Source organism: Bradyrhizobium pachyrhizi (genome assembly GCF_029714545.1).
GTDB classification, from domain to species: domain Bacteria; phylum Pseudomonadota; class Alphaproteobacteria; order Rhizobiales; family Xanthobacteraceae; genus Bradyrhizobium; species Bradyrhizobium pachyrhizi.
In genome coordinates this window covers 2097228-2123519 of the sequence record NZ_CP121667.1, presented here as the reverse complement: position 1 = coordinate 2123519, position 26292 = coordinate 2097228, and the positions used below count along the sequence as shown (strand labels likewise).

At 61.6% G+C, this 26292-nt stretch carries 27 protein-coding genes and 2 pseudogenes; 16 read left to right on the top strand and 13 right to left on the bottom strand.

Annotated elements, in window-relative coordinates; all coding sequences use genetic code 11:
- Window positions 1–195: 195 nt before the first annotated feature.
- Window positions 196–924, top strand: coding sequence for a Crp/Fnr family transcriptional regulator (locus tag QA639_RS09790; RefSeq protein ID WP_283089669.1), 729 nt, complete (start codon window positions 196–198; stop codon window positions 922–924).
- Here QA639_RS09790 and QA639_RS09785 read toward each other — a convergent pair.
- Entirely contained in the window at window positions 921–1148 is a 228-nt protein-coding gene (locus QA639_RS09785; protein ID WP_038378059.1) for a DUF6894 family protein, read from the bottom strand. The genes QA639_RS09790 and QA639_RS09785 overlap by 4 nt on opposite strands.
- Before the next feature lie 213 nt (window positions 1149–1361).
- Here QA639_RS09785 and QA639_RS09780 point away from each other — a divergent pair, with 213 nt between their 5' ends.
- Both QA639_RS09780 and QA639_RS09775 read left to right on the top strand, forming a co-directional pair.
- A complete protein-coding gene (locus QA639_RS09780) occupies window positions 1362–3152 on the top strand; it encodes a thiamine pyrophosphate-requiring protein (RefSeq protein WP_283089668.1) in 1791 nt (596 codons plus the stop codon).
- 24 nt (window positions 3153–3176) lie between these two features.
- Window positions 3177–3953 (top strand): SCO family protein, encoded by a 777-nt coding sequence (locus QA639_RS09775; RefSeq protein ID WP_283089667.1) that lies wholly within the window; start codon window positions 3177–3179, stop codon window positions 3951–3953.
- On the opposite strand, the gene QA639_RS09770 is transcribed toward QA639_RS09775, so the two are convergent.
- The 6 genes from QA639_RS09770 to QA639_RS09745 form a co-directional block, all read right to left on the bottom strand.
- Window positions 3907–4995: a hypothetical protein gene (locus tag QA639_RS09770; protein ID WP_283089666.1), complete on the bottom strand. Its 1089-nt coding sequence runs from the start codon at window positions 4993–4995 to the stop codon at window positions 3907–3909. The genes QA639_RS09775 and QA639_RS09770 overlap by 47 nt on opposite strands.
- A complete protein-coding gene (locus QA639_RS09765; RefSeq protein WP_283089665.1) occupies window positions 4992–5519 on the bottom strand; it encodes a c-type cytochrome in 528 nt (175 codons plus the stop codon). The genes QA639_RS09770 and QA639_RS09765 overlap by 4 nt, the downstream gene beginning before the upstream one ends.
- A complete protein-coding gene (locus tag QA639_RS09760) occupies window positions 5516–6046 on the bottom strand; it encodes a DUF3341 domain-containing protein (protein ID WP_283089664.1) in 531 nt (176 codons plus the stop codon). Before QA639_RS09760 ends, QA639_RS09765 begins: the two co-directional genes overlap by 4 nt.
- Window positions 6039–7394, bottom strand: a complete 1356-nt coding sequence (nrfD, locus tag QA639_RS09755; protein WP_283089663.1) for an NrfD/PsrC family molybdoenzyme membrane anchor subunit — start codon at window positions 7392–7394, stop codon at window positions 6039–6041. The genes QA639_RS09760 and nrfD overlap by 8 nt, the downstream gene beginning before the upstream one ends.
- Entirely contained in the window at window positions 7391–10210 is a 2820-nt protein-coding gene (locus QA639_RS09750; protein WP_283089662.1) for a Fe-S-cluster-containing hydrogenase, read from the bottom strand. Before QA639_RS09750 ends, nrfD begins: the two co-directional genes overlap by 4 nt.
- Window positions 10211–10272: 62 nt before the next feature.
- Window positions 10273–10929 (bottom strand): cytochrome c3 family protein, encoded by a 657-nt coding sequence (locus QA639_RS09745; RefSeq protein WP_283089661.1) that lies wholly within the window; start codon window positions 10927–10929, stop codon window positions 10273–10275.
- Window positions 10930–11049: 120 nt separating this feature from the next.
- Here QA639_RS09745 and QA639_RS09740 point away from each other — a divergent pair, with 120 nt between their 5' ends.
- From QA639_RS09740 to QA639_RS09720, 5 genes are all read left to right on the top strand, one after another.
- The gene (locus QA639_RS09740) at window positions 11050–11403 is read left to right on the top strand and encodes a hypothetical protein (RefSeq protein WP_283089660.1); all 354 of its coding nucleotides are present in this window, start codon (window positions 11050–11052) and stop codon (window positions 11401–11403) included.
- 22 nt (window positions 11404–11425) lie between these two features.
- The gene (coxB, locus tag QA639_RS09735) at window positions 11426–12367 is read left to right on the top strand and encodes a cytochrome c oxidase subunit II (protein WP_283089659.1); all 942 of its coding nucleotides are present in this window, start codon (window positions 11426–11428) and stop codon (window positions 12365–12367) included.
- Window positions 12364–13971: a cytochrome c oxidase subunit I gene (ctaD, locus tag QA639_RS09730; protein ID WP_283089658.1), complete on the top strand. Its 1608-nt coding sequence runs from the start codon at window positions 12364–12366 to the stop codon at window positions 13969–13971. Before coxB ends, ctaD begins: the two co-directional genes overlap by 4 nt.
- A gap of 88 nt (window positions 13972–14059) precedes the next feature.
- Window positions 14060–14608, top strand: coding sequence for a cytochrome c oxidase subunit 3 (locus QA639_RS09725; RefSeq protein WP_283089656.1), 549 nt, complete (start codon window positions 14060–14062; stop codon window positions 14606–14608).
- Window positions 14605–14886, top strand: a complete 282-nt coding sequence (locus QA639_RS09720) for a cytochrome C oxidase subunit IV family protein (protein ID WP_283089655.1) — start codon at window positions 14605–14607, stop codon at window positions 14884–14886. The genes QA639_RS09725 and QA639_RS09720 overlap by 4 nt, the downstream gene beginning before the upstream one ends.
- Window positions 14887–14912: 26 nt before the next feature.
- On the opposite strand, the gene QA639_RS09715 is transcribed toward QA639_RS09720, so the two are convergent.
- Both QA639_RS09715 and QA639_RS09710 read right to left on the bottom strand, forming a co-directional pair.
- The gene (locus QA639_RS09715) at window positions 14913–15065 is read right to left on the bottom strand and encodes a hypothetical protein (RefSeq protein WP_283089654.1); all 153 of its coding nucleotides are present in this window, start codon (window positions 15063–15065) and stop codon (window positions 14913–14915) included.
- A gap of 11 nt (window positions 15066–15076) precedes the next feature.
- Window positions 15077–17401 (bottom strand): FdhF/YdeP family oxidoreductase, encoded by a 2325-nt coding sequence (locus QA639_RS09710; RefSeq protein ID WP_283090566.1) that lies wholly within the window; start codon window positions 17399–17401, stop codon window positions 15077–15079.
- Window positions 17402–17512: 111 nt separating this feature from the next.
- Between QA639_RS09710 and fdhD the strand changes: the two genes are divergently transcribed.
- From fdhD to QA639_RS09685, 5 genes and pseudogenes are all read left to right on the top strand, one after another.
- On the top strand, window positions 17513–18340 hold the full coding sequence (gene fdhD, locus QA639_RS09705; RefSeq protein ID WP_283089653.1) for a formate dehydrogenase accessory sulfurtransferase FdhD: 828 nt from the start codon (window positions 17513–17515) through the stop codon (window positions 18338–18340).
- A gap of 189 nt (window positions 18341–18529) precedes the next feature.
- A pseudogene (locus QA639_RS09700) lies at window positions 18530–18774 on the top strand (SOS response-associated peptidase); the annotation flags it as partial.
- Window positions 18775–18827: 53 nt separating this feature from the next.
- Window positions 18828–19019: a hypothetical protein gene (locus QA639_RS09695; RefSeq protein ID WP_283090726.1), complete on the top strand. Its 192-nt coding sequence runs from the start codon at window positions 18828–18830 to the stop codon at window positions 19017–19019.
- Window positions 19020–19277: 258 nt separating this feature from the next.
- Window positions 19278–19469: a hypothetical protein gene (locus QA639_RS09690; RefSeq protein WP_283089652.1), complete on the top strand. Its 192-nt coding sequence runs from the start codon at window positions 19278–19280 to the stop codon at window positions 19467–19469.
- A 1768-nt stretch (window positions 19470–21237) separates the two neighbouring features.
- On the top strand, window positions 21238–21384 hold the full coding sequence (locus tag QA639_RS09685) for a hypothetical protein (RefSeq protein ID WP_244481699.1): 147 nt from the start codon (window positions 21238–21240) through the stop codon (window positions 21382–21384).
- 156 nt (window positions 21385–21540) lie between these two features.
- Here QA639_RS09685 and QA639_RS09680 read toward each other — a convergent pair.
- Together QA639_RS09680 and QA639_RS09675 are read right to left on the bottom strand one after the other, a co-directional pair.
- A pseudogene (locus QA639_RS09680) lies at window positions 21541–21726 on the bottom strand (DUF3606 domain-containing protein); the annotation flags it as partial.
- Between the two features lie 267 nt (window positions 21727–21993).
- The gene (locus QA639_RS09675; RefSeq protein WP_028337866.1) at window positions 21994–22176 is read right to left on the bottom strand and encodes a hypothetical protein; all 183 of its coding nucleotides are present in this window, start codon (window positions 22174–22176) and stop codon (window positions 21994–21996) included.
- Window positions 22177–22244: 68 nt separating this feature from the next.
- On the opposite strand from QA639_RS09675, the gene QA639_RS41735 reads away from it, so the two are divergent.
- The gene (locus tag QA639_RS41735; protein WP_317250079.1) at window positions 22245–22391 is read left to right on the top strand and encodes a hypothetical protein; all 147 of its coding nucleotides are present in this window, start codon (window positions 22245–22247) and stop codon (window positions 22389–22391) included.
- Window positions 22392–22487: 96 nt separating this feature from the next.
- Here QA639_RS41735 and QA639_RS09665 read toward each other — a convergent pair whose 3' ends face one another.
- Both QA639_RS09665 and QA639_RS09660 read right to left on the bottom strand, forming a co-directional pair.
- On the bottom strand, window positions 22488–22811 hold the full coding sequence (locus tag QA639_RS09665) for a hypothetical protein (RefSeq protein ID WP_283089651.1): 324 nt from the start codon (window positions 22809–22811) through the stop codon (window positions 22488–22490).
- A 79-nt stretch (window positions 22812–22890) separates the two neighbouring features.
- A complete protein-coding gene (locus tag QA639_RS09660) occupies window positions 22891–23346 on the bottom strand; it encodes an Hsp20 family protein (protein ID WP_283089650.1) in 456 nt (151 codons plus the stop codon).
- Window positions 23347–24233: 887 nt separating this feature from the next.
- On the opposite strand from QA639_RS09660, the gene QA639_RS09655 reads away from it, so the two are divergent.
- Together QA639_RS09655 and QA639_RS09650 are read left to right on the top strand one after the other, a co-directional pair.
- Entirely contained in the window at window positions 24234–24371 is a 138-nt protein-coding gene (locus QA639_RS09655) for a hypothetical protein (protein WP_244481700.1), read from the top strand.
- Between the two features lie 1344 nt (window positions 24372–25715).
- Window positions 25716–26000, top strand: coding sequence for a hypothetical protein (locus tag QA639_RS09650; protein ID WP_283089649.1), 285 nt, complete (start codon window positions 25716–25718; stop codon window positions 25998–26000).
- The last annotated feature ends 292 nt before the right edge of the window (window positions 26001–26292 follow it).

Sequence of the window (26292 nt, the reverse complement as noted above, 5' to 3'; positions counted from 1 at the left end):
TTCGGACGTTGATAAACGGGCGAGATCACCCTTCGCCAATGACGAGGAACAATTTCGATTAACAATCGTTGGCCTTTGGCACCGGCGCAGAGGGTTTCGGGCGTCGGTAGTCGCGAGCTGTGATGCTCTCCCTCGATAGCTTGTGAAGAAAGCAAGCTCCTCGCCCGTTCCATGTTTTAAGTATGAAGAACGCGGATGCCCTCGACTCTACCGACGACGTTGATCACAAAGTTGACTGTCTCAAATCGACTAGACGGTCAGGACATCCGAGCCATAGAGCGGCTTCCAATCCGCGAGCAACAGCTGCCGGCCCAAAAGATCATTGTTGCCGACGGAAGTCGGACAAGGGAAAGTTGCCTGCTCGCCGAGGGCTTTGCCTTTCGCGCGAAGGTGACTCCCGATGGAAAACGGCAAGTTCTATCGCTACACGTTCCTGGCGAGATTCCCGACTTGCAGAGCCTGCACCTCAACGTCATGGATCATGACTTCTCGACGCTTACGCCTTGCACGCTAGGCTTCATTCCACACGAGGCGATCAAGAGCTTGAGCAGGGAGCGGCCTAACGTTGCGGCAGCTCTATGGCGCGAAACGTTGATTGACGCCTCGATTTTCAGGGAATGGATCGTGAATGTCGGCCGCAGATCAGCGGTCGAACGCATGGCACATCTTTTCGCCGAAATGCACAGGAGATTAAAGGCCATTGGCCGGACCAGCGACGGCAGCTTTGCCTTCCCCATCACGCAATCCGACCTGGGTGATTGCCTAGGACTTTCCACCGTACACGTCAACCGCGTGCTGCAAGAACTGCGTGAGAGCAACATAATGCAGGTCGAGCGCTCGCAATACCGTATCCTGGATCACGGCAGGCTGGAGGAGTTGGCCGGATTCGATCCGACCTACCTTCATTTGCAGCCCGCCAGCTAACTTGAGCCGAGGCGTTTGGCCGTGACCTCGATCTGAAAAACCGGCATGTCTTCTCGCTTGACCACAAGGGACCAGCGGTTTGACGCGTCGAGGCCAAGGTTGGACTCGATATCCCGAACAGTCAGGAGCGCCTGCTGCCAAGCGGCCTGCTCGTCCTGCAATTCCTCCCCGGCGGGATCGTCGAATGGGTGGCCGTTCGTAATGTGGAAATAGTATCTACTCATCGTCCCTCAATGCCCGAAGGAAGTCATGGTTCCTTACGAGCGGCGCTTGCGAAAGGTCGCTCGTGCTGCCTTAGGGAGACTCACGTTTACTTAGCCGCCTTTCGCTTTTGCATCATGGCGGCCAACCGCCTTCTACTTGAGGGACGGGTCGCTTTGGAACGGCTGCCAATCCCCGCCGTTCATCGCTCACAGTCAAGTTTTGGGATTTGCAAGATGTCCAAGACCGTTGGCGAGTTCGTAGTGCAGCGCCTCCAGGATTGGGGCGTGCGGCATCTCTTCGGTTATCCCGGCGATGGCATCAATGGCGTGTTCGGCGCGCTCAATCGCGCCGAAAGCAAGATCGACTTCATCCAGGCGCGCCACGAGGAGATGGCGGCGTTCATGGCGTGTGCGTATGCCAAATTTTCCGGCCGCCTCGGCGTCTGCATCGCGACGTCGGGCCCCGGTGCCTCACACCTGATCACCGGTCTGTATGACGCCTTGCTCGACCATCAGCCGGTGCTAGCCATCGTGGGCCAGCAGGCGCGGAACGCGCTGGGCGGGCAGTATCAGCAGGAGCTCGACCTGGTCTCGATGTTCAAGGACGTCGCCAGCGCGTATGTCGCGCAGGCCTCCTCGCCCGCTCAGGTCCGCCATCTGATCGACCGCGCCGCGCGCATTGCGCTCGCCCGGCGCACCGTGACCGCGCTGATCCTGCCGAATGATCTGCAGGAAGAGGATTACGAGGATCCGCCGCGCGCGCACGGCACGCTGCGGTCCGGCGTCGGATACACTCCGCCAAGGATCATTCCGGGGGAGGCCGAGCTCGATCGCGCCGCCGACATTCTCAACGCCGGCAAGAAGGTCGCCATGCTCGTCGGCGCCGGCGCGCTTGGCGCGACCAACGAGGTCTCCTCCGTCGCCGACCGGCTGTCGGCCGGATGCGCCAAGGCGTTGCTCGGTAAGGCCGTGGTGCCCGACGACCTGCCATGGGTGACGGGCTCGATCGGCTTGCTCGGCACCGAGCCGAGCTACGACCTGATGATGGAGTGCGACACGCTCTTGATGATCGGCTCGGCGTTTCCCTATTCCGAGTTCCTGCCCAAGGAGGGCCAGGCCCGCGGCGTCCAGATCGACATCGACGCCAGCATGCTCTCGATCCGCTTTCCGATGGAGATTGGCCTCGTGGGCGACGCCGCGGAGACGCTGCGCGCGCTGCTTCCGCGCCTGAAGCAGAAGAGCGACGGCAGCTGGCGAAAGACGATCGAGGACAATGTCCGGACCTGGTGGAAGACATTGCAAGATCGCGCGCACCAGCCGGCCAAGCCGGTCAATCCTCAGCGCGTGACATGGGAGCTGTCGCCGCGCATTCCCGATCGCGCGATCATCACCAGCGATTCCGGCTCCTGCGCCAACTGGTTTGCTCGGGATCTGAAGATGCGTCCCGGCCTCAACGCCTCGCTGTCGGGCGGCCTGGCATCGATGGGCGCGGCCGTTCCCTACGCAATCGCAGCCAAGTATGCAGCGCCCGATCGTCCCGTCATTGCGCTGGTTGGCGACGGCGCCATGCAGATGAACAACATGGCCGAGCTTATCACGGTCACCAAATACTGGAGCGACTGGAGCGATCACCGCTGGATCGTCTGCGTCTTCAACAATGAAGATCTCAATCAGGTGACATGGGAACAGCGCATCATCAATGCCGATCCCAAGTTCGAGGCATCGCAACGCATCCCCAACGTATCTTATTCGCGTTTCGCCGACCTGATCGGGCTGCGGGGGATTTATGTCGACGACCCCGCACAGCTCGGCTCGGCCTGGGAGCAGGCGCTCGCGAGCGACATTCCGGTGGTCCTGGAAGTCAAGACCGATCCGGAAGTGCCCCTGCTACCGCCGCATATCACGCTCGAGCAAGCCAAGAACTTCTCGATCGCGCTCGCCAAGGGCGACCCGAACGAAGTCGGTGTCATCCGCGGCGCAGCGCGCCAGCTGCTCGAGACCGTGTTGCCCGGCAAGGAGAAATGAAGGCCAGGAGCGATGCATCGCCAGATGATGCTTGCCGTTTGTTTGGTCTGCGCAGCGCTGGCGCCGGCGCGCGCCGAGTTGACCAGGTCCGATCTCGCCGGGGTCGAGGCATCGCCCCGGCCCGGCGCCGTGTTACCTCTGAGCGTCCGCCTGCGGGACGAAAACGGCGTCGTACGGCCGATCCGGCAATGGCTCGCCGGCGAGCCAAGCGTGTGGGTCCTCGCAGATTTCACCTGCGATACGTTGTGCGGCCCGGTGGTCAGCACCGTCTCGGATGCGCTCCGGCAGTCCGGCCTGGGTCCCGGTCAGGACTTCGATCTGAACGTCGTGAGCTTCGACCCGCAGGTTACCGCGGTGAACGCGAAGGAGCTGAAGCAGGCGCAAGTCGGCTTCGAAGCGCTGGGCGACGCCACCCACGTCTTGCGCGGCGATGCCAGCGATATCGCGGCACTGACAAGAGCATTCGGATTTAAAGCGGTGTACGACCGCGACCACGGCCGCTACGCGCATCCCGCGGCCGCCTTTGTCGTGACGGCCGACGGTCGCATTGCGCGCGCTCTGCCCGGTCTCGGGCTCGATCCCGCCAATCTGCGCCTCGCATTGGTCGAAGCCGGTCAAGGGCGCATCGGCGGATGGATCGATCATGTCAGGCTGATGTGCTACGGATTTGATCCCGCAAGCGGTCTCTACACGCTCGCGGTCGGTCGCCTGCTCAAGGCGACCGGTCTTGCGACGTTGGTCTTGCTCGGCCTGCTCATCGTCGCTCTACTTCGGCGCGAACGCGAGATGGCGCGAAGTTGAGCCATCTGCCATGGCGCAGGCGGAACGCTACGCCCGAGGCCAACACCCCCATAAGCAAGGTCAGACCGGCCACCAGCATGATGCCGGTGAGCCAGCCGTGGAGACCATCGATGGCCGGGAATGCCAGGACCGAAGCCTCGCAAACCCGCATCGCGAGCGTGAGGGCGCATAGTCCGAGTAGCCAACGGCGATCGGCGCGGACGCGACGGCTCACCAGTGCAAAGAACGGAACCACGAGCTGACCGATGGCCAGAAGGGCCAAGCCGAACTGCCAGCCCTCCGACGCGCGATCGATGTACCAGGTCACCTCGTCCGGAATGTTACCCGACCAGATGACGATGTACTGCATGGCATGGAGATACGCCCAGAGCAGGATCGTCGACAACAGCAGCGCGCTGTAGCCGCCAGCCCGCCTTATGCCGCACAGGAGAAGTCCAAGGCCGATAGCGCCGGCGACGCCGTCCAGTAAGACCATACCGAGATACAGCAGGCCATAAATCGATGAATGAAATTGCGGCTCCAGCGCTTCGATCCAATCCACACCGGCGAACGATACGGAGATCGCGTAGACGATCAGTCCACCGGACGCCGTCCTCGCCATGCGATCCGGGTCCGACCAGACCGCCTGCAACTTGAGGGCAAGCCAGGTCCAGACGATGAAATAGACCACCGTTCGCGCCGCCACGAACCACGGAGCGAGATAGACCGCCTTGAAGGCCGGTAGCGCCGGGTCAAGTCCGGCCGCAGGATAGAGCGTAGCGAGGTCGAGCAGGACCGGCAGGAAGAGCACGCCGAAAATAGGAAGGGTGGCGCAGATCGCCGTCATTGCCGGCTGCAATTCCTCCGTCCACGCCCGCCGCACCAGATAGCTCGCCATGAGCACGCCGAGCGTCCCGATCGGAACCGCACTGACCGCGATCCAGGCCACGAGATAGGCCGCGGCGGTCGAACGATGGTCCGCGAACGCACCAGCAACCAGCATGCCGGCCGTGCCGACGACGGCAATCATCAAACGGCGATCGCGCAGGCCGCGTCCGATCATGGTGGTTCCACAAGCTTGCCGCGCTGGTCGGCCGGCACATCGTCGATCGACGCATGACGGCTGAGCTGCAGCGCGCGAATATAGGCGACGATCGCCCAGCGATCCCGCGGCGGCACGCGCGCGCCATAGGAATACATCGCGCCGTAGCCGTTGCTGATAACGTCGAAGAGATGCTGGTCTTCGGCGTTCCGCAGCCGCTCGGCATGGTAACTGGTCGGACGCGGCATGCCGCGCTCGACGATGATGCCGTTGCCGTCCCCATTGGCGCCGTGGCACGGCAAGCAGAAGATGTCGAAGCGCTGATGGCCCCGCTCCAGCAGCGCCGCTGTCAATGGCGGCTTGGTCCGCACAGCGGCCTGTTCCGCCAGCGCGTCGCGGTCGACCGCGCCCGCTGGCGGGTTGCGCAATGCGCTGCCGCGAAACAGCGGCGCGCGGCCGTACTCACTGTAACGAGGCTGTGCGTCCATGTTCTGGTCGCACCCGGCGAGCAGCAAGGCCGACGTAAGAAGCCATGCGCCCTTCATGACGACACGAGCTCCACTGACAGCGCCCCAGCGCTCTGCAGGAAAGCCGCCGTCTTTTCGGAATCGAACGCTGCGTCCTCGGCCAACACGCACAGAAAGAACCGGTCCTTGCTGGCGCGGGCGATATGACGGGCGCTGAAGATCGGATGATTGAGCCGCGGCAGGCCGTTTTGCCAGAGCATGGCGACGATCATCGCGAGTGCCGACACCAGGATCGTCAGTTCGAACACAACTACGGCGAAAGCCGAGAGTGCGTAGAGTGGCCGCCCTCCGACATCGAGCGGATAGTCGTAATTCACATAGAGTTGCATCAGCAGCGCGATGGCGGCGCCCGCGAGACCACCAGCGAGACCAACGATGGAAATCCGGGGCGTTGGCAGACGGAGTACCTTCGCCAGCCCCTCAACCGGAAACGGCGTGAACGCGTCGAGCTTGCAATAGCCCACCTCGCGGGCCTTGCGCGCGGCCACGAGCAGCGCCTCTGGGGTAGCGAACTCGCCGAGCAGGCCGAAGGAGTGCTCAGCCATGAGCCTCCTCCTGCTCCTTGTGCAACAGCTCCTCGGTCTCAAAAATCGAAATCATGGGAATGAAGCGGATCGCAAGCAGGAACGGCACCAGGAACAGGCCGATCGTTCCAAGATAAGTCGACCAGTCCCAGAAGGTCGGAGTGAACGCGCCCCATGACGAGACCAGGAAGTCGCGGTAGAGGCTGGTGACGAGGATCATGTAGCGCTCGAGCCACATTCCGATCGCGACCGAGATAGAGATCGACAGAAGCATCCAGCCGCTGCGCCGCACCGAACGCCACCACAGCCCGTGCAGCGGAACGAAATTGAAGGCGATCGCGCCCCAATAAGTCCAGGCATAGGCGCCGGTGAGCCGGTCCGACAGCGTCCGCATCTCGTGCGCTCCGCCGGAGTAGAGCGCGTCGAAAACTTCGAAGAGGTAACCGTAGCCAGTCATCAGGCCGCACGCGAGCAGCACCTTGCCGAGCACGTCGAGATGGTCATCGGTGACCAGATTGCCTAGACCGAAAAGGGACCGCAGCGCGATCGCGATGATTGCGACCACCGCAAAACCCGAGAAGGCCGCGCCGAGCACGAAGTATGGCGGAAAGATCGTCGAATGCCAGCCGGGAATCTGGCCGGCGGCGAACAGGAGCGACACCTCGCTATGCACCGAGACGACCAGTGGCACCGCAAGCCCCGCGGTGACGCGATAGGCTTGCTGCCAGCGCTGCCAATGCGGGGCCGAGCCGCGCCAGCCGAGCGACGTGATGCCGAAGAAAATCTGCCAGCCGCGCTTCCTCGACCGGTCGCGCGCGGCGGCGAGGTCCGGAATGAGACCAGTGTACCAGAACGCCAGCGATACGGTCAGATAGGTCAAGACCGCCCAGATGTCCCATTCCAGCGGGCTGCGAAACTGCGGCCATACCCCCATCGTCGCGGGGTAGGGAAACATCCAGTACAGATACCAGGGACGCCCAAGATGCAGCACCGGATAGATGCCGGCGCAGATCACCGCGAACAGCGTCATGGTCTCGGCAAAACGATTGAGGGAATTGCGCCATTCGCTGCCAGTCAGGAGCAGCAACGCCGAGATCAACGTTCCGGCGTGACCGATGCCCAGCCACCAGACGTAATTGTGAATCGCGAATGCCCAGTTGACGGGAATATTGATACCCCAGATGCCGACACCGCGGGTGAACAGCGCGGTTGTGGAGATCACAAGGAGGAGCAGCAGCGCCGATGCGATGATCATCGCAATCCACCAGCGCCGGCGCGCCGGGAAATGTAGGGGAATGCCGGTGAGCTGATCGCTGACCCGCCCGAGGCTCTGGTCTTGCGGCAGGATATCGGCGGTGCGATCGGTCATCTCTGGCCTTCCGGGGGTTTCCAGCGTGCCAGATAGGTTGTGCGCGGTCGCGTTCCCAGCTCTTCCAGCAACACGTAGTGCCGTCCGTCACCGCGCAGGCGCGACACCTCGGAGTCGGGATTCCTGATGTCGCCGAACACGATCGCCTTGGTCGGACACGCGCTCTGGCAGGCGGTCACCACCTCGCCGTCGCGGATCGGCCGGCTCTCCTTGTCGGCCGCGACATGCGCAGCCTCGATCCGCTGCGTGCAGTAGGTGCACTTCTCCATCACGCCGCGCGAGCGCACCGTGACGTCCGGATTGTGTGCCGCATGTTCCGGCGCATCGGACGCAGGGCGATAGTCGAAGAAGTTGAAGCGGCGCACCTTGTAGGGGCAGTAGCTCGAGCAAGTCCGGGTGCCGATGCAGCGGTTGTAGACCATCTGGTTGATGCCCTCCGGACTGTGCGTCGTGGCATGGACCGGACAGCCCATCTCGCAGGGGGCCTGCTCGCAGTGCATGCAGGGCACCGGCTGGAAGAAACTGCGCGGCTCCTCGACGTCGCCGGTATAGTAGCGCGCAATCCGCAGCCATTGCATTTCGCGGCCGACCTTGACCTGCTCGCTGCCGACGACTGGCACATTGTTCTCGGCCGTACAGGCGGCCACACAGGCATTGCATCCGATGCAGGCATCGAGGTCGATCACCATGCCCCAGGCGTTTTGCGCCGAAGGCTTTGTCGGATAGAGGCTCGGTTGCGTCGTCTCCTGCTTGGGATGATCGGTGTCGGCTGCGTTGACTTCACGGATGAAGTCAAAGCCCTCCATGCGGTGATGCAGTTGCGTGACGGCCAGCGTCTCGCGGGTTCCCAGCTTGTGCAGGCTGCCCTTGGTCTGCCAGGGCTGGTCGATCGGTTGGACGTCATAGGCATTGTAGCCGAGACCATCGCCAACCCGACCCGCTTTGCTCCGGCCGTAGCCGAGCGTGAGCGCGACCGTGTTCGGGGCCTGGCCTGGCAGGACCCACACAGGTCCGGTGATCGATCGATCCCGGACCCTAATCCTGACGTGATCGCCATTGGTCAGATCCTTTCGCATGGCCAGCGCCGGGCCGATTGAAATCACGTTGCCCCAGGTCAGCGTGGTCAGCGGCTTCGGCAACTCCTGCAGCCAGGCATTATTGGCGAAACTGCCATCCCAGATCGTCGGATCGGGCCGGAAGACAATATCCAGTCCGTCATCCGGCAGCGGCGGGACCACGGCGGTTGCCGCCGCGTGGATGTTCGGTGGGGCCGCCCTCTGCTCCGGGACATAGCCGTCGTGCAGGCAACGCGTCCACTTCGTCTCGAAATCGTCGCCAAGCGCCGCGCGCCACGTGTCCCGAACCGGCGTTTCCGGCAACGGGTCCAACTGCCCCAGCAGCAGCGCCATGACCTGATGAACGGTGCGGACGTCGTAGAAGGGTGCAATCGTGGGCTGGATGATAGTGGCCGTTCCATCGATCGAGCGCGCGTCGCTCCAACTCTCCAGCGTATGCGTCAATGGCAGATGCCATTCGCAAAGCGCCCCTGTCTCGTCCCGATGGATGCCGATATGGACCGAGGACCTGACCTTCGCAACAGCGTTCCTGAAAGCCAGCCATGCCGGCGCAGTATAGGCCGGGTTGGCGTCAATGATGATAAGCGTTTCCACAGCGCCGCGGCCGATGTCGTTGACCAAATCGCTCAATCTCTTGGCGTTCGCGACATTGGGGACAGGCGCCGCAGCGCCGAGCAGCGCAGTCGCGCCGAGCGCCTCGTTCGTTCGCGCCACCCAGGACGCTGTCGCGTCGTCACCGAAGCGGCTGCAGGTCACGAGCGCTCGGCCTCGCGCCGACCGGCACGCATGGACCGCGCGATCGAGCCATCGTTGCTCCTTCTCCGAAAGATCAGGCTTTGCGGCGCCGGCGACGTCATATGAATTGGCGAGTCCTTGGGCGATGAGCCAGGTGCGGGAGGCATCGACCGCCACCCTCGCCTCGGCCATCGCTCCTGTCGTGGACGGCACGGCCTCCGCCATGTACAGCGCAAGTCCAGGCTTGTCGGCGGTGCGATGTCGCGCCGCCGACCAGGCGCGCGCGTTGGCGACCTGGTGAGGTCCCGCTCCCAAGAAATCGTCATCGAGACTGACGACGACGTCGCAGTTCTCGAATTGTGGGCGAAGTTGCAGCGGCTGACCATAGGCCGCTCTCGTCGAATCGAGTCCTCGTCCGCCGCCAACCGCGGCGTGCTCATAGATCTGGGCCTTGGGAAACTCGCGAACCAGAGCTTCAATCTGGCGAATGAGCGTCGGCGAAGTCGAATGACCCAGCAACAATGCGACCCCCTCGCCCTGGCTTTGCCGCCACTGCTGGCGCAACAGGCCGATGTGATGCTGCACGTCGCTCCACGTCACAGGCTCACCGCGACGGTTAGGTGCTTGCGCGCGGTCGGGATCGTAGAGCCCGAGCACGGCGGCCTGCATGAATACGTCGCTGCGGCCCTGTGTCGCCGGATGATCCGGATTGCCTTCCAGCTTGGTTGGCCGGCCGGAATAGGTCGTCGCAATGACCGGCTGAGCATAGCCATCCAGCGTCACCGCGGTCGCATAGTATTTTGGAACTCCGACGTCCGTACCCTGCGGTTGTTCGACATAGGGCAACGCCGCGACGAACGGGCTCTTCTCGCATCCTGCTAGTCCGGCAAGCGCAAAGGATGCGCCCATCAGCTTCAGAAACGTCCGCCGCGCCGTCGGGCCAAAGGTTGCGGCGACCGGATACTCTGCATCAACCCACGCTTCAAACGCGGGATCGCCCGACAACTCCTCAAGGCTCGACCAGAGGACGTGGCCACGTGGATGGTCCGGCTTTGTCGCGGGGCGCCTCATCGATGACAGACGTAGCAATGGGTGAGCTGCCCGAAGCGGATGCCTTCGTGCGCAGCGATCGCCTCGCCCTGCTTGCGTGCATCGCGGCCGACCTGCCACGTCATGTCGGCAATATGATCTTTTGGACGCAGATGCGGCGCGGGATCGCGATGGCAATCGAGACAGAACTCCATGGTCAACGCTTTGGCGCGATAGGTCAGCGGCATGGTGTCGATGCGCCCGTGACAGCTCTCGCAACCCACGCCCTTTGCGATGTGAATGTCGTGGCGGAAGAAGACGTAGTCGGGCAGCTTCGCCACGCGGGTCCAGGCGATCGGCTTGTTGTCGGCGAGGCTTTCTCTGACCGGTTCAAGCATCGCGGCATTGGTCCAGATCTGCGAATGACAGGTCATGCAGGTCGCAGTCGGTGGCAGCCCTGCCTGCGGGCTCGTTTCGACGCCCGTGTGGCAATAGCGGCAGTCGATCCCGAGTTCGCCCGCATGGTGCTTGTGGCTGAACGGAACCGGCTGGTGCGGGCGGACATCGGTCGACGTCTCAAAGGCCGAGTGCGCAAATCCGATCACGCCGACCAGACCACCGCCCAGAACGGCCACACCGGCTACCATGGACAGGCGCAGCCAGGTATCCGCGGCAGGAGAGAATATCTGTGTCATCCGGTCGCCGGATCATCGCCATGAGCACGTCAGATCCCAATGCGGGCCAAACAGGATCGTTCCTGGATTGGAACATGCGCCCATGCTTGGCATTGGTCTCCGTGCCTTTCGGGTCCCCCAATGACTGACAGCCCCGATACCAACTACGAGCGGTCCGATGTCGATCCCGTCCTCGTGGGTTGGCTGGCGCTTGGCCTCGGACTGTTCGTCGTGGCGACACCGCTTCTCATGCCTTTCGCCTTCTCGCGGTCGATCGATCGTCGAAACCCCGTGACGCGCCCTGCGCTCAGTGCCGAGGCGCCGCCGCTTGCGCTCGATCCGGCGGCCGAACTGCGCCGGCATCGGGAAGCCGATCGCCAATTTGCGGACAGCTATGGCTGGATCGATCGCGGCCGCGGCGTGGTCCGGATCCCCGTTAGGCGTGCGATGGAGCGGCTGCTGGAGACCGGCCTGCCCGGATGGCCGTCCCGATGACCCGCACGTGCGGCTGAGCACGATGTGGCGCCAATGGATCCCGTTCTGGAGGCCCGGGGTCTCACCCTATGGCGGCGACGTCGATCTGTTGTTTGCAGGATTGCTCCTGGCGAGCGCCCTGGTGCTCGGCCTGCTGTTCTTCCTGCTCATCGTGTTCTGCGTGCGTTACCGGGCTGGCAACCCGACCGATCGCGGACATCGGGTCAAGAAAAGCTGGCACTGGGAGGTCGGTTGGACGTCGGCGTCGTTGGTGATTTTCCTCCTGCTGTTTGTCTGGGGCGCCAGCGTGTACCTCGAGATTTACCAGAAACCGCACGGAGAGCTGTCGGTCTTTGTCGTCGCCAAGCAATGGATGTGGAAAGTGCAGCACCCCGGCGGACAATCCGAGATCAACAGCCTGCATATGCCGGTCAATCGCCCGGTCCGGCTGGTGATGGCATCCCAGGACGTCATTCACAGCTTCTTCATCCCGGCGCTTCGTCTCAAGCACGACGTGGTGCCCGGCCGCTACCAGAGCCTCGAGGTCGAAGCGGTCACGGCGGGTCACTATCACCTGTTTTGCGCCGAATATTGCGGCACCGACCATTCCGGCATGATCGGCGAGATCGTGGCGATGGAGCCGGCGGACTATGCCAAATGGCTGAACGACCAGGGACCCGCCAACTCGCTGGCTCGTGAAGGCGGCGCGCTGTTTCGCGAGCTCGGCTGCAGCGGCTGCCACGCCGCCAACAGCAGCGTGCACGCACCGCTGCTGGAGGGACTTTACGGCAAGCCCGTGCCGCTCTCGGATGGTTCCACGGTAACCGCCGACGACAAGTACATCCGGGATTCGATCCTGCTGCCGCGCAGCCAGGTTGCCGCCGGATATCAGCCGGTGATGCCGTCCTTCGAAGGCAAGGTCAGCGAGGACCAGTTGTTGCGGCTCGTCACCTACATCAAATCGCTTGCGGATCGTGCACCATGACCGAGCCCGACTATCTCAACTCCGCCTACACGCTGCGCTCCTGGTTCTTCACCACCGACCACAAGCGCATCGCAATCCTGTATTTCGCCGCCCTGATTTTCTTCTTCTTCATCGGCGGCGCGGCCGCCACCGCGATCCGGATCGAGCTCGCTACGCCGCAGGCCGATCTCGTCTCGTCCGATACCTACAATCGGCTCTTCACCATGCACGGCGTCATCATGGTGTGGTTTTTCCTGATCCCCTCGATCCCGAACACGCTCGGCAACTTCATCGTGCCACTGATGATTGGCGCCCGCGATCTCGCCTTCCCGCGCCTCAACCTGATGAGCTGGTACCTGTTCATCGCTGGCGGAAGCGTGACGCTGTTCGCAATCCTTGCCGGCGGCATCGACACGGGTTGGACGTTCTATACCCCGTTCTCGACGCTTTATTCCAACAGCTACGTCATCGTCGCGGTGACCGGTATCTTCATCGCCGGCTTCTCCTCGATCCTCACCGGCTTGAATTTCATCGTCACCATTCACCGGCTGCGCGCGCCGGGCCTGACCTGGTATCGCCTCCCCCTGTTCATCTGGTCGCTCTACGCGACGTCGGTGATCCTGGTGCTCGCGACGCCGGTGCTCGCCATCGCGCTGGTCCTGCTGGCGACCGAACGTTTCCTCGGCGTCGGCATCTTCGATCCCAAGATCGGCGGCGATCCCCTGCTGTTCCAGCATCTGTTCTGGTTCTACTCGCACCCGGCCGTTTACATCATGATCCTGCCCGGCATGGGGGTGGTCAACGAACTGATCTCCTGCTTCTCGCGCAAGCCGGTGTTCGGCTACAAATTCGTCGCCTGGGCCAGCCTCGCCATCGCGGCCGTCGGCTTTCTGGTCTGGGGCCACCACATGTTCGTCAGCGGCCAGTCGCTGCTCGCAAGTCTCGTGTTTTCGTTCATGAGTTTCATCGTGGCGGTGCCTTCGGCGATCAAGGTGTTCAACTGGACCGCCACCCTGCACAAGGGATCGCTACGCTTCGACGCTCCGATGCTTTACGCCCTCGCCTTCCTCGGCCTGTTCACGATCGGCGGTCTGACGGGGCTGTTCCTGGCCTGCCTTGCCTTCGACGTACACGCGACCGACACCTATTTTGTGGTGGCCCACTTCCACTACATCATGGTCGGCGGCATGGTGACGGCCTACTTCGGCGGCCTGCATTACTGGTGGCCCAAGATCACCGGACGGCTCTACTCCGAATACTGGGCGCGGACGGCGGCGGTACTGATCTTCTTCGGCTTCAACCTGACCTTTTTCCCGCAATTCGTGCTCGGTGCCGAAGGTATGCCGCGCCGCTATCACGTCTATCCGCCGGAATTTCAGGTGTGGAACGTGCTGTCCTCCGGCGGCGCGACGATCTTGGCGGCGGCCTATCTGCTGCCGATGTTCTATCTCGGTTATTCTCTGTTTTTTGGCAGGCGCGCGCCGGCCAACCCATGGGATGCGCCGGGCCTGGAATGGCAGACCCCGTCCCCGCCGCCCGAGTTCAATTTCAAGTCACAGCCCGTCGTGACCCGTGCGCCCTATCAATATGGGCCCGACTTTGCCGCGGAGCCGCAGAATGCCTGAGCGCCGCGCCTTCGCTCCGCAATACGCCTCCGTTCAACATCGCGATGAAACCGCCGAGATCGGCATGTGGGTGTTTCTCGCAACCGAAGTGCTGCTGTTCGGCGGGCTGCTGTTTGCTTATTTCGTTTACCGGCACGCCAATCCGGCCGCGTTCGCGGAGGCCGGCCGCCACACCAGGATCGTCATCGGCACGGCGAATACGGCGATCCTGCTGACTTCCAGCTTCTTTGTCGCTTGCGCGGTCAATGCGCTGCAGGCCGACGCGCGCCGGATCTGTATCGCCATGCTCGTCAGCGCCATGCTGCTTGGCTTGCTGTTCCTTGGCCTGAAGGCGGCCGAATATGCCGGCGAATATCACGAGCACCTCGTTCCCGGCGTGGACTTCAGCTACGTTGCGCCGCTCGCCGATGGGGTCGAACTGTTCTTCATCTTCTACTTCGTCGCGACGTCGATTCACGCCGTTCACATGGTGATCGGCATCGCTGTTCTCGCGACGCTTGCCGTCCTGCTGCGCCGCTCCGCTAGCACGCGCATGCGCGCTGCCTTGCATTCCGCCGCACTCTATTGGCATTTTGTCGACGTGGTCTGGATCGTCCTGTTTGCCCTGATCTATCTGCCCGGACGGAGCGGCACATGATGAACTGGCGGCCACCGCTTAAGCTCGTTGGTTCCTGGCTTGCCCTGCTGGCACTGCTCGCGCTGACGGTCACCCTGGCCTATCTGCCGCTCGATTCCTTCAATTTCGCAGCGGCGATTGCGATTGCCGCTATCAAGGCCACCATCGTCGCGGTGTTCTTCATGGAACTGTGGGATCGCGGCGCTCGGCTTCTGGTCTTCGCCGGTGCCGGGCTGTTCTGGCTCGGCATATTGCTGTGGCTTGGCTTGATGGATTTCATGACGCGCACACCGGCGTGATGCAGCCAGCCGCGATCCTGCCGGCCTCACTCCTGTGTTGGCGGATGCGTCGAGCCCTGCCGCTTCAGCAGATCGGGCTGATCACCCTTCGGCTTGGGCTCCGGCTTTGGCATTCCCTTCTGCCCGCCGTGCTTGCCGCCCTGATCCTGCTGTCCTTCGAGATCGTTTTCCCTGGGCATGTCGCCTCCTCTCACTCGATCGTGGTGATCGGGATTTCATGGGTGTCGGTCAATTCGGGCACCGGATCGCGGCTGATGCGCACCGGCACCGACTTCGCCGCCGGGACCTTGCTGCCCTCGGCGAAATGCCAGAGCGGAACGAGGACGTTGCACTCCGGATAATATCCAACGATGCCACCACGGGGAACGTCGTAGGGAACGACCTGAAGTCCACCGAGACGACGTTCGACACCGTCATCGGCCGCCGTCTCCAGTGTGACCAGATCGCCCTGGGTGAGACCCCATTCGGCCATATCGTCGGCGTTCATCAGCACGACCTCGCGGCTGCCGTAGATTCCGCGGAAGCGGTCGTTCTCGTTATAGATCGTCGTGTTGAACTGACCATCGGCGCGGGTAGTCATGAGTTCGAAGACACCGTCCCCGGCCGGCGGCATGTCGAAAGCGGCTTCCGGAACCGTGAAATTGGCTTTGCCATTCGGCGTCTTCCATTTCCGCTCGCGAGCGCCGAGTGGCCGCGGAAAGCCACCTGGCTCAAACATGCGCTTGTTGAAATCCTTGAATTGATCCGGATACGTCCGCTCGATCGCGTCGCGGACCAACGCGTAATTGTCGACCCAGGCGTCCCAGTCGAGCTTGGGATTCGGCGGCAACGTCGCCTTCGCCATCTCGGCAATGATCCGCGGTTCGGACAACAGCCGTTCCGCTACTGGCTTGCGTTGTCCTCTCGAGCCATGAATGCAGGCCGTGGAATCCTCCATGGCAACGGCTTGCGGGCCGTTCGCCTGCTGGTCTATCTCGATCCGGCCGAGACACGGCAGCAGAAAAGTTACGTCTCCAGGGACGAGATGCGTTCGGTTCAGCTTGGTAGCGATCTGGACCGATAGCCGAAGCCTGCTCCAGGCCGGCTCCATCAGCGATCGTTCCGGAATGCAGCGGATAAAATTGCCACCGAGGCTGACGAAACCGCGCACCTCTTTCTTGAGGATTGCTTTGCAGGCGTCCACCGTCGTCAGGCCGTCCCATCGCGGCGGCTCAAATGCGTAAAGTTCCTTCAGCTTGTCGAGCGGGACCAACTTGGTCTTCTCGGAAATGCCGACGGTGCGCTGGCCCTGGACGTTGGAATGGCCGCGGATCGGAGAGATCCCGGCGCCGGGCTTACCGATATTGCCGCGCAACAGCAGCAGGTTGACGATCATCTTCACGGTTTCGACGCCGTGCCGGTGCTGGGTCACGCCCATGCCGTAGTTCGCGATGACGGCGTTCGCAGCCATGTAGGTGCTGGCCGCCTGGAACATCGCTGCCTGGCGCAACCCGGACGTCTGCTCCAGATCAATCCACGACTGCGCGCGGCAGAAATCCGCGAATGCGTCGAACCCGCGTGTATGCTGTTCGATAAACGCGACGTCGACAACACGTTCGTGACCCTTCGACCGCGCCTCGTCGTCCGCTTCGATCACGGCCTTGCAGATCCCTATGATGGCGCCGGCGTCACCGCCAAACCTCACCTGATGGTATTGCGAACTGATCCGGGTGCCGCCCGCCACCATCTGGATCGGGTCTTGCGGGTTGGTGAAGCGCTCCAGACCACGCTCCCGCAACGGATTGAAGGTGATGATCGGGACACCCCGTTGCGCCGCTTCTTGCAACGGATGCAGCATCCGCGGCGCATTGGTCGTCGTATTGTGACCAAAGAACAGGATGCAGTCTGTCTGCTCGAAGTCCGGCAGCCGTACGGTCCCGACCGGCACGCCGATCACTGGGGGCAATGCCACCGACGTGCTCTCGTGGCACATGTTCGAGCTGTCGGGGAAATTGTTGGTGCCGTACATCCGGCCAAATAGCTGATACATGTAGCTTGCCTCGAGTGAGGCGCGGCCGGAGGTGTACAGCACCACGGAACGCGGATCGAGCCCATTCAGTTCTCGGCCGATCTCCTGGAATGCCTCCGACCAGCTCACCGGAACATATTTGTCCAACGCCACATCATAGCGCATCGGCGCGGTCAGGCGCCCCTGCTCCTCGAGTGCATGATCGGACCAGCCGCGCAAGTCCGAGAGCGTGTGCTTTGCAAAGAATTCGGCCTCGACCGTCTTGTTCGTCACCTCCCAGGCGGTGGCCTTGGCGCCGTTTTCGCAGAACTCAAACGGACGGGGTTTTGCCGGCTTCGCCCAGGAGCAGCTGACGCACATGTATCCGTCGGACTTGTTCTGTTTGAGCAGGATTTCGCTGCCGAGGATCGCGACCTCCTCTTGGGTCAGCATACCCGCGACGGCCTTCACAGACCCCCAACCACCGGCCGGTCCGGCGTATTGCTTCACTGTCACTTTTTGCTTCATGGCTGATCTCGCGCTCGACAAGTACCGACAGAAACCGACCTTTGAAGCGGAGGTTCCTCGCGCGACAGGAACCTTGGCGTGTCCCGGGCGTCGTGCTGGCAAGGATCGTCCATGCGGAAATTGCCGATCTCCAACGACAGCCTTCATCACCTACCAGACCCCACCGTCGAGACGCTGCGGAGAGATCAAGATGGCTTGGAAGCGCAGCGAACTCTCGCAGAGGAGTGTCCCGTCGCGTTGGTATACAACGGCACGACGGCCGCCGTGGTCATGGCGACTCCCGCCGACCTCAAGGATCTTGCGCTGGGCTTCAGCCTGACCGAAGGCATCATCGACAATGTCTCTGGCCTGAAGTCCCTCGACATCATTTCAGGGCCGTCAGGCGTTGAGCTGCGCATGTGGCTTGCCGGCACTAGCGAACAGCGTTTCAGACGGCGCCAGCGGCGCTTAGTGGGTCCGACCGGCTGCGGCCTTTGTGGCATCGAAAGCCTCGCGGACGCCATGCGTCCGGCGCCGCACTTGACGAGGTCTATCACTATCCGTGCTCGGCAAGTCGAGAGCGCCCTGCTCGCATTGTCGGACGCCCAGAGGCTCAACCGCGCGACGCGCGCCACGCATGCGGCCGGCTTCTTCCATCCCAATCAAGAACTGGTCGCAGTCCGCGAGGATGTCGGTCGCCACAATGCGTTGGACAAGCTCGCTGGCACGCTCGCCTCCACCAACATCTCCGCCGGCGAAGGCGCGATCGTCCTGACAAGTCGCGTCTCCATCGAGCTTGTACAAAAGGCTGCCGCGATCGGCTGTCCCATGCTCGTTGCGGTGTCGGCTCCGACGGCGCTCGCGGTCCGCGCGGCTGAGGCGTGCGGAATTACCTTAATTGCTGTTGCGCGTGGAAGCGCATTCGAAATCTTCAGCCATCCGGATGCAGTTCGCGGATAGTCTATAATGACCGAAGTCCCCAGTCACGGAAAGCGTCGCGCCTGAAGCGAAGCTCGAGCAACGATCGGGCAGCCAGACATCCGGCCAACGAACCCGTCCGCGCCTTGCAGGTTGGGAAGAACTCAAAGGCACATGGCAGAATGAGAATGCACCACTTCTCGTCCCACCCATTCATAACTGGCAATCCACCGCGGCACCAAGGCCAAACCGGTGCCCGGCCCGCATTTGGTCTACGGCTTCCTGACCACCGAGCCGAACAGCGTCGTGGCGCCGATTCACCCGAAGGGGATGCCGCTGATCCACCGCTGAAGAGCGCGACGTCTGGATGCGCGCGCCGTGGGACGAGGCCAAGGCGCTGCAGCGTCCCTTGCCCGACGAGCTGCTCAAGGTCGTTGGGCGACGGACCGGACAAGGAGGATCGATCGGCCGCCTAGCTAGCAACCTATGTGTTTGGCGCGTTATAACGTCATCACCGGAGAGCGTGACTATGCCGGTCAAATTTCCATCGCATATTGAAGCAATTACCAAGCAGATCGCGCTTGTTGAGGAGATCGTGGCGCGGGCGGTTGATCTACTCAAGCTGCCGGCAGACAGTTTCCTCGGCCGCAAGACGCTGGAGCCTTTCCCGCAAGAGGAAAGCAAATATGGCGAAGCGCAGGACCGTGGGCGTCCAACTTGATACCCAGCCAAGCGGGCACGAGCCAGGTTGCGCCGACTGAGTGCCAGACTAAAGCTGATCAAATTGGAGGCGAGGAAGTCCGACAATCGCCCCGTTCCGCAAAACAACGACGCGGAAGAGTCGCCCCCAGTTGGCGGCTTGCTAGAAAACGGCCCTAGCGAGGGAGCACCTGCTGAGGCCAAGGAAACCACTCTAGGAACGGCGCTCCTACCCGCTGGTTGACGCTCATTGTGACAAACCAAGAAACGGAGCTGCGCCATGAAGAAGCGCCGCCGCCGCGTGAGGCAGATCACTTCCCTCGAAGAGCGTCTTACCGAAGAGGCCAAGAGCCTGCGTCAAGAAGCTAAGACTCTTCCCCCAGGTATCGAGAAAGAGATGCTGCTGAAGAAGGCCCGGCAGAACGACGCTGCCGCCCAGATGACCGAATGGTTGCGCTCGCCTTTGGGCTGAGGCCGCTTCAGTTGGCGGCCTCTCCATTCTCCATCCATCGCCGCAGACAATCCCGGTCGCGTGAATGAGGTGCTGAAAGGCTCTCGACGTCGCGGCAGGCGAAAAGCAGCGCTATCTCGAAATTCGGCCTGAACTACGAAGTCCGGCGCGAGCCGGACTTTTTTCTTTGCTTGGATCATCCATGAGGAGTTACGCCAGTTCAGCCGATCAGAAGAGCCGTGACGCCGACGATGAGAGCGATAAACGATAGCGTCGCCAAGCAAGCTGGACTCAACACCATCAACGTGATCGAACCTGAACATGTGTAGTCTGTGCCAGCGCCCATGTTCCAGTATTTGCACAAGCGAATCGGCTGCCTAACAAAAAACGGCCCCAGCGGGAAGCCGGGGCCAAGTGTTCCTTTTTGATGTCGGGGGCGTGACCCCCGCGCCTCGATTAGCAATGCTCTTTGAAGTTTGCCACCCCGGTGTCTTGCGGGTGAGGCCGGCTGGAGGTTTCCGCATTCACTTAAGCATGTCAGGGACCGTGTCATAAGAAACGGCCCCGGCGCCCGGGAGAGCGCTGAGGCCGGTAGGTTAGTCCCACTCCTCGTCGTACCGATCCTAAACTACGTTAGTTGCAAGTTGTTCCGAACCGAAAAGGCCCCAGCGCTTGGGAGCACGCTGGGGCCATGGGGCTTTCCACTCACACTGTCAGAATGCGGCTTGGTCGGGCTGATGTGCCGCATTCGTCAGATGAACAAGCTTCGGCCATGCTCGTTCCTAGCAGCCATAGAAAAGGCCCCAGCACCTTTGGGGGCCTTGAGGCCGGCGCTGAGGCCAGTGGGATGGTCGGGCGCGAACCCGACAAACCAACGTTAGCGCCTCCCTTTGCAATTGCCATTTTATTCTGTCGCCCGGAACCGGATAATATGGGTGGAGCCGAAGATTTGCAGGCCAGAGCTCATGCCAACTTTAGATGAGCAAATAACAGTCGCAGAAAAGCATGTTCAGGATGGGCGTCGCATTGTGGCAAACCAACGCGAGCGGATTGCGAGGGGCACGTGTTATAATGAGGCAGAGGCTCGGGAATTGCTCGAAATGTTCGAGCAAGCGCAGGCGCTATTCGAGAGCGCCCTTGAAACGGCTCTTGGCGCTGCGAAATTCAACCTGAGAAACATTCGAAGAAAAAGACCCCAGCGACTGTGGAAGCTGGGGCCAGTGGCTGGGCGTTCTCAATGCCGGTAGCGATGCGGCACCGAACAGGCCGATCAATGCCGATGCATCCGCTTCGTTCCTAATCGAAAAGGCCCCAGCATCCGGATCATGCTGGGGCCAAGTCGGATCGCCGAACCGCTGTCCGCCGAGAAGCAGCGATCGTCGTTATCAGGGCCGAAAAAATACGAAATGAAAATTACGTGCCCCGTTGCTAGGAGCCTCCCAAATGAGGCCCAGCTGCGGAAATAACGTCTGTGAATCTCGCTGGATTTTTTTCCCTGAACGCCCGGCGGGCAAGGAACCATCGAGACGGCATAGCGTCTAATTGACGCTTCTGGTCAGCCAAGGTGCCCCCCCCCCGACTGCCAGAAGAAAACCCGTATCGCTCGGGTTGGCGGCCCCCGGTTGGGGCCGCTTTTGTTTTGATGGCCGCTCGTTCACATAGTTCAATGAGTGTCATCTCATCACGGACAAATCGCGGGGCGAGTTTTCACAGGTGGTGGTTGCAAATGGAATTTATTGGCAGACCGATGCGAGGCCGGTACCTCGTTCGAAGAGGAAGCACTGGCTGGATGGTCTACGACAGCGAGCTCAAGGGGCCAGCGCAGATAAAGAAAAATGGCCGCTTTGCCGAGAAGCTCACCAAAGAACAAGCTGAGATTGTAGCCGAGGGGCTGACAAGTCAGAAAACGGAGCGATGCTGGCCTTCAACGCAATAGGTCAGATCAGGGCGCTAGACTGCGCCCCTTCTAACTGACGAAACCGCGCCTTTCGCGAACATGCCCCGAATCTTCGGGGGCAAGAGCCGGGGCACGTTCATTCGTCCGATGTCGCTCTGCCGAGGAGCGGCGCATTGCTAACGACGCATCGAAGGCGCCGTTCCTATGTTCAACTTGCTTGCGGTTGTTGCCGACCTTCTTGACGGCCTTCTTCACCGACGCTGCCGACTTCCGGGCTTTCTTCGCCTCATAGCTCACCTCGTAATCCTGCCCGCCGGCGACGCGCGCACGGTCCTGCTTGCGACCACGCGCGATCTGCTTCTTGCATTCTTCGCCATTCAGGCCTCCCAATCGCGCCGCAGTTCCGTCGCGGCAAATCGGGGAACAACGAGCCCGACCCGAGCAGCGTATTCAACCTGATGGACGCCTTGAAGCAGAGCATCCAGAGCGGTGGCAAGGCGCCGCCCGCGAAATCCACCAAGGCGAAGAAGGCGCCCGCCAAGCCGCGCCGCAAGGCCGACTGAGACACAGTCTGGTCATTTCTGCCCTGCCTGTCGAGCAGCGCTACAGTCGTGCCTACCGGCGCCAGCCCGGCGCGAACGCGATGCTTCACGCGGCGCATGTCGATTGAACGTCGCTATCGAGCAACCGGCCTAGTATCCGGCGTTCTTCCTCGATCCTCCGTCGATAGCGTTCGCGCTCTTGTTCCGAGGTCGCGCTATCCAGCAGGAATTGATAGTGACCGATGACTTTTTCGCTGCCTCTTATGAGCAGTTGTTGCAGCCCATTCATGACGTGATCTCCTCGCAAGCCGCGCGATCGAACGAGGAGGGAAGTGGCGGAATGTCGGCCGCGAGGCCTTGCATCGCCGTGACTTCTTCGGCGAGCCGTCTTTCAATGAATTCACGCTCAAGGTCGGAGAGCTGGGTCTGCAGCAGTCGCCGATACCGATGAATATTGTTGCGGTGAGCGCGCAGCTGTTCAAGCCGGTGGTCGAACAGTTCTGAGCTCCGGCGCTTTGCCTGTCCAAATCTTGACCGCCAGCGTCCCTCGAGGCGGTCGATGACCTGCTTCGGTAGCCTGATGTCTGTCATCTCGCGCTCCTATGCAGCCAGGCAGCGGTCGACGGAGCGCAGGCGGGCAGGCCGGCCGCCTGGCGGATGGCGCGGATCGCCGTCGAGCGCGCGAAGCGCGTCGAGGATGTCGCGGACAGGAACGGGCGATTTGAGCCCCTTGGGTGCCCGCAAGGCGGGATTGGACGCTACAGCGCTGGCGTCCGAGGCCCAGGATGCCAAGAAAGCGCGCCTCTCGGCGAGGCTCAGGCGAGGATCCCGCACCACATCGTGCGGGGTCTCATATTGGTGGTAATCGCCAATCGGCAGATGAAAGCCAATAACGTTATGAGCAGGCGCGGTCGTCGGCCGCATGGATGCCTCCGTTCGAAAGACGAGTTGCTGAGAAGACGAAGCCGCGTCCCGTTCGTCGGACGCGGCTTCGCCGTTTCGATCATGCGGCGACGCTTTCCAGCTGTCGGGGCGCCGTGTTTGATGCCGGATTGATGGCGATGCGTCGCGGCTTCATCGCCTCCGGCACCTCGCGCGCCAGCTCGATCCTGAGAAGCCCGTTGTCGAACGCCGCGCTCTTGACCTCGACGTAATCGGCCAGGCTGAACTGGCGCTTGAACCTGCGCGTCGAGATGCCCTGATAGATGTATTCGCGCTCGGCCTTTTCGACCTTGACGCCTTCGACAGTCAGAACGTTCTGCTCCGCCGTAACAGAAATTTCGTCGGGCGCAAAACCGGCGATCGCGAGCACGATCTGATAGCGGTCTTCGGACAGCCGTTCGATGTTGTAGGGCGGGTAGTGATCTTCGCCGGCCCGGTGGGCTGCTTCGGCGAGATCAAAGAGCCGGTCGAATCCGATGGTCGACCGGAACAGGGGAGAGAAGTCGTATGTGCGCATAGCCAAATCCTCCATAGAGCAAGATGGATATGGACGGCACCGGACACGACCGGTGCCCGTCTCGCCTGGCCCCGAGGGCGACCAGGCCCCAGCCTCCGCGATGGGGCTGGCGCGAGAAAAATAAAAATCGGAGATGCCCTGTCAAGAACCCGGTCGAAAAAATTTTTGCGGTTAGGACCGCTGGATACGTAAGCGCATCAGCCGAACGCGGACGTGAAAGCCGGGGGGCGCAAATTCGTCGGCACCGGCCGAAGGACTAAGGGCACCCCGAAAAGCGGCCCCGGCGACCGTGGAAGCTGGGGCCAGTTTACTGGACGTTCTCAGTGCCGGTAGCGATGCGGCACAGAACAGGGCAGCCAATGCCACTGCATCCACTTCGTTCCTAATCGAAAAGGCCCCAGCATCCGGATCATGCTGGGGTCAAGTCGGATCGCCGAGCCGCTGTCCGCCGAGAAGCAGCGATCGTCGTTATCAGGGCTGAAAAAATACGAAATGAAAATTACGTGCCCCGTTGCTAGGAGCCTCCCAAATGAGGCCCGGCTCCGGAAATAACGTCTGTGAATCTCGCTGGATTTTTTTCCCTGAACGCCCGGCGGGCAAGGAACCATCGAGACGGCATAGCGTCTAATTGACGCTTCTAGTCAGCCAAGGTGCCCCCCGACTGCCAGAAGAAAACCCGTATCGCTCGGGTTGGCGGCTCCCAGGTTGGGGCCGCTTCCAGTTCACTGCGAACTTGATCGCCGCCAATTCACATAGTTCAATGACTGGGCGCCCACACCCTAGACGTTAATTACCGGGTTGGTATTTCACGGATGGTAGTTGCAATGGAATTAATTGGACGCCCGATGCGAAGCCGCTTCCTCGTTCGGAAAGGAAGCACTGGTTGGATGGTCTACGACAGCGAACTCAAAGGGCCAGCGCAGATAAGAAAAGATGGCCCCTTTGCCGAGAAGCTAACCAAAGAACAAGCTGAGATTTTAGCGGAGGGGCTGGCGAACCAAGCGGCGCAGATTCGCAAAATCTGATACTTACCTCTCGGGCATGCTTAAATTCAATTTTTAACTGCCGACCGTTGGGCAATCTGTCGCGGGAGCATATGCATGACTCCGGGTACTGCCGCTTGTTCCCGACGAAGCCAATTTGCGTACGTCGCGAAGTCAGCTCGAAGAACGGTGCCTAGCCCCGCCATTTCTCTCGAAAGGAGCGACGGCGATGGGTTCACGGCGGATTCGCAAAGTACGCGTGCTGGTGATCGCAAATCTGGTGGCCTGCGCCGCCGTCCTTTTCGTATTGGCTGCGCCCCGTCCCGCCACAAGTAATGTTGCGCTCGGTGACCGGTGGCAATGCAGCAAGGCCAAGTTTGTCTTCACGACTTGCCGCCAGATCCCGCCAGCGCCGAAAACCGATGTCGATTTTACAGGGGTCGTTGGGAGATCAGCGACCAGAGGGTCGCACGCTTTTCTGTGGGACGGGACGTTGGGGATGACACATGGCGGTCCGTTTCGGGAGGAGCTGGCGTGCGGCCCAGGCACCGGCTCTTCTTCCAAACGTCTGTGTGAGCCAAGCAACAGTCGTTTGACGCAAAGGCCTGCTAGGTAACCGATACTTGGATTTTCAGGGCCCCAGCGCCGGGAATGACAGGGCGCCGCCGGGACAAACCATTTCGGGCCCGGCGGCGTACTTTTGAGATTTGGCGACTGCACGCGTGAGAGAGGCGTCTCCAGGATGAATGGCAATAAAATCATTACCAAGACTATGTTGGTCGCGCTGGCCATCGGCATTGCCGTATGGGCCACGATGGGCGCTCCCCAGCCGGACACAAATTCGGCCGTTCATCTCGCCAGCTGGAGATGAGCCGAGCGGGCACGGGCCGTGCAGTCAGATTGACGCTGGGGATTTCAGTATCTCAGATCAGGAAGGCAACGCCGCCGGGCGCGTATTTTTGAGACCGGCGGCGTCTTTTCTTGGAACTATTCCGATGATCCACACGGGTTTCGTGAAGGGCAGCAAAGACAATAGCTAGCCGCCTTCACCAAAACCCGATTCCGAAATCTTTAATAGATTCGGACCAGCCTCCATCCGCGACAGGGAGGTGTATCATGCATAACCATGACTTTGTGTCTGATGGACTCCTCGCGCTAATCACGACCTGCCTTGTGCTGTTGTGCTCGGGCCTGCTCGTTATCGCATTTAGCTAGTCTGGACCTTGGCACCCTCCTCGTTCCGGATGCTGCTAGGGGGCCGCTGGGGACATCCCGCGCAGAGCATAAGCGCGCCGCATTTTCGTCACGCAAAAACGGCCGGCCTGCTCATCCAGCATTCACATTCAACTTCCTACAGTTTGGGGGCCTTAGACACGAGAGGAAACCATGAAACTTAAATTTGCACTTGTTGGACTTGCTGCGCTCGGCAGCCTTGCTGCGGCAGCAAGCGCGTCGGCGATGCCGCTCGCCACATTTTCTCCCGCTTCAAACGTCGAGAACGTCGCCGTAGTCTGCGGCCCGAACGGCTGTGTGCGCACGGCGCCCGTCTACAGGCGGTACGGCTACGGTTACGGCTATCGTGGCTACGGCGTCCGTCGTTACGGATACGTGCACAGGGGCTACGGCTATCATAGGGGTTACGGCTATCACGGCGGTTATCGCCGCTGGTGATTTCGCGCAAAAGCCCGTCGGTAGGATTGATCTGCATCACTCGCGTGTGTTGACCGCCCTGCTACCGCTGTGTTGCGGGGATTACAGGGCCAGCTGGAAGGCCGCCGCCGGGATGCAGCATTTCAAGCCCGGCGGCGTACTTTTTGGGATCAGATCCAGGCCGCCCCCCAGTCAGGCAGATGATCCGGAATCGGCTTATCGAACAGCGGCACCCGTCACGGCAAGGCCCGCGCCTTCGATAGCGCTGGGCCGGCTTCTGATTAATGGAACAGCAACGTCGTTTGCATAAGAT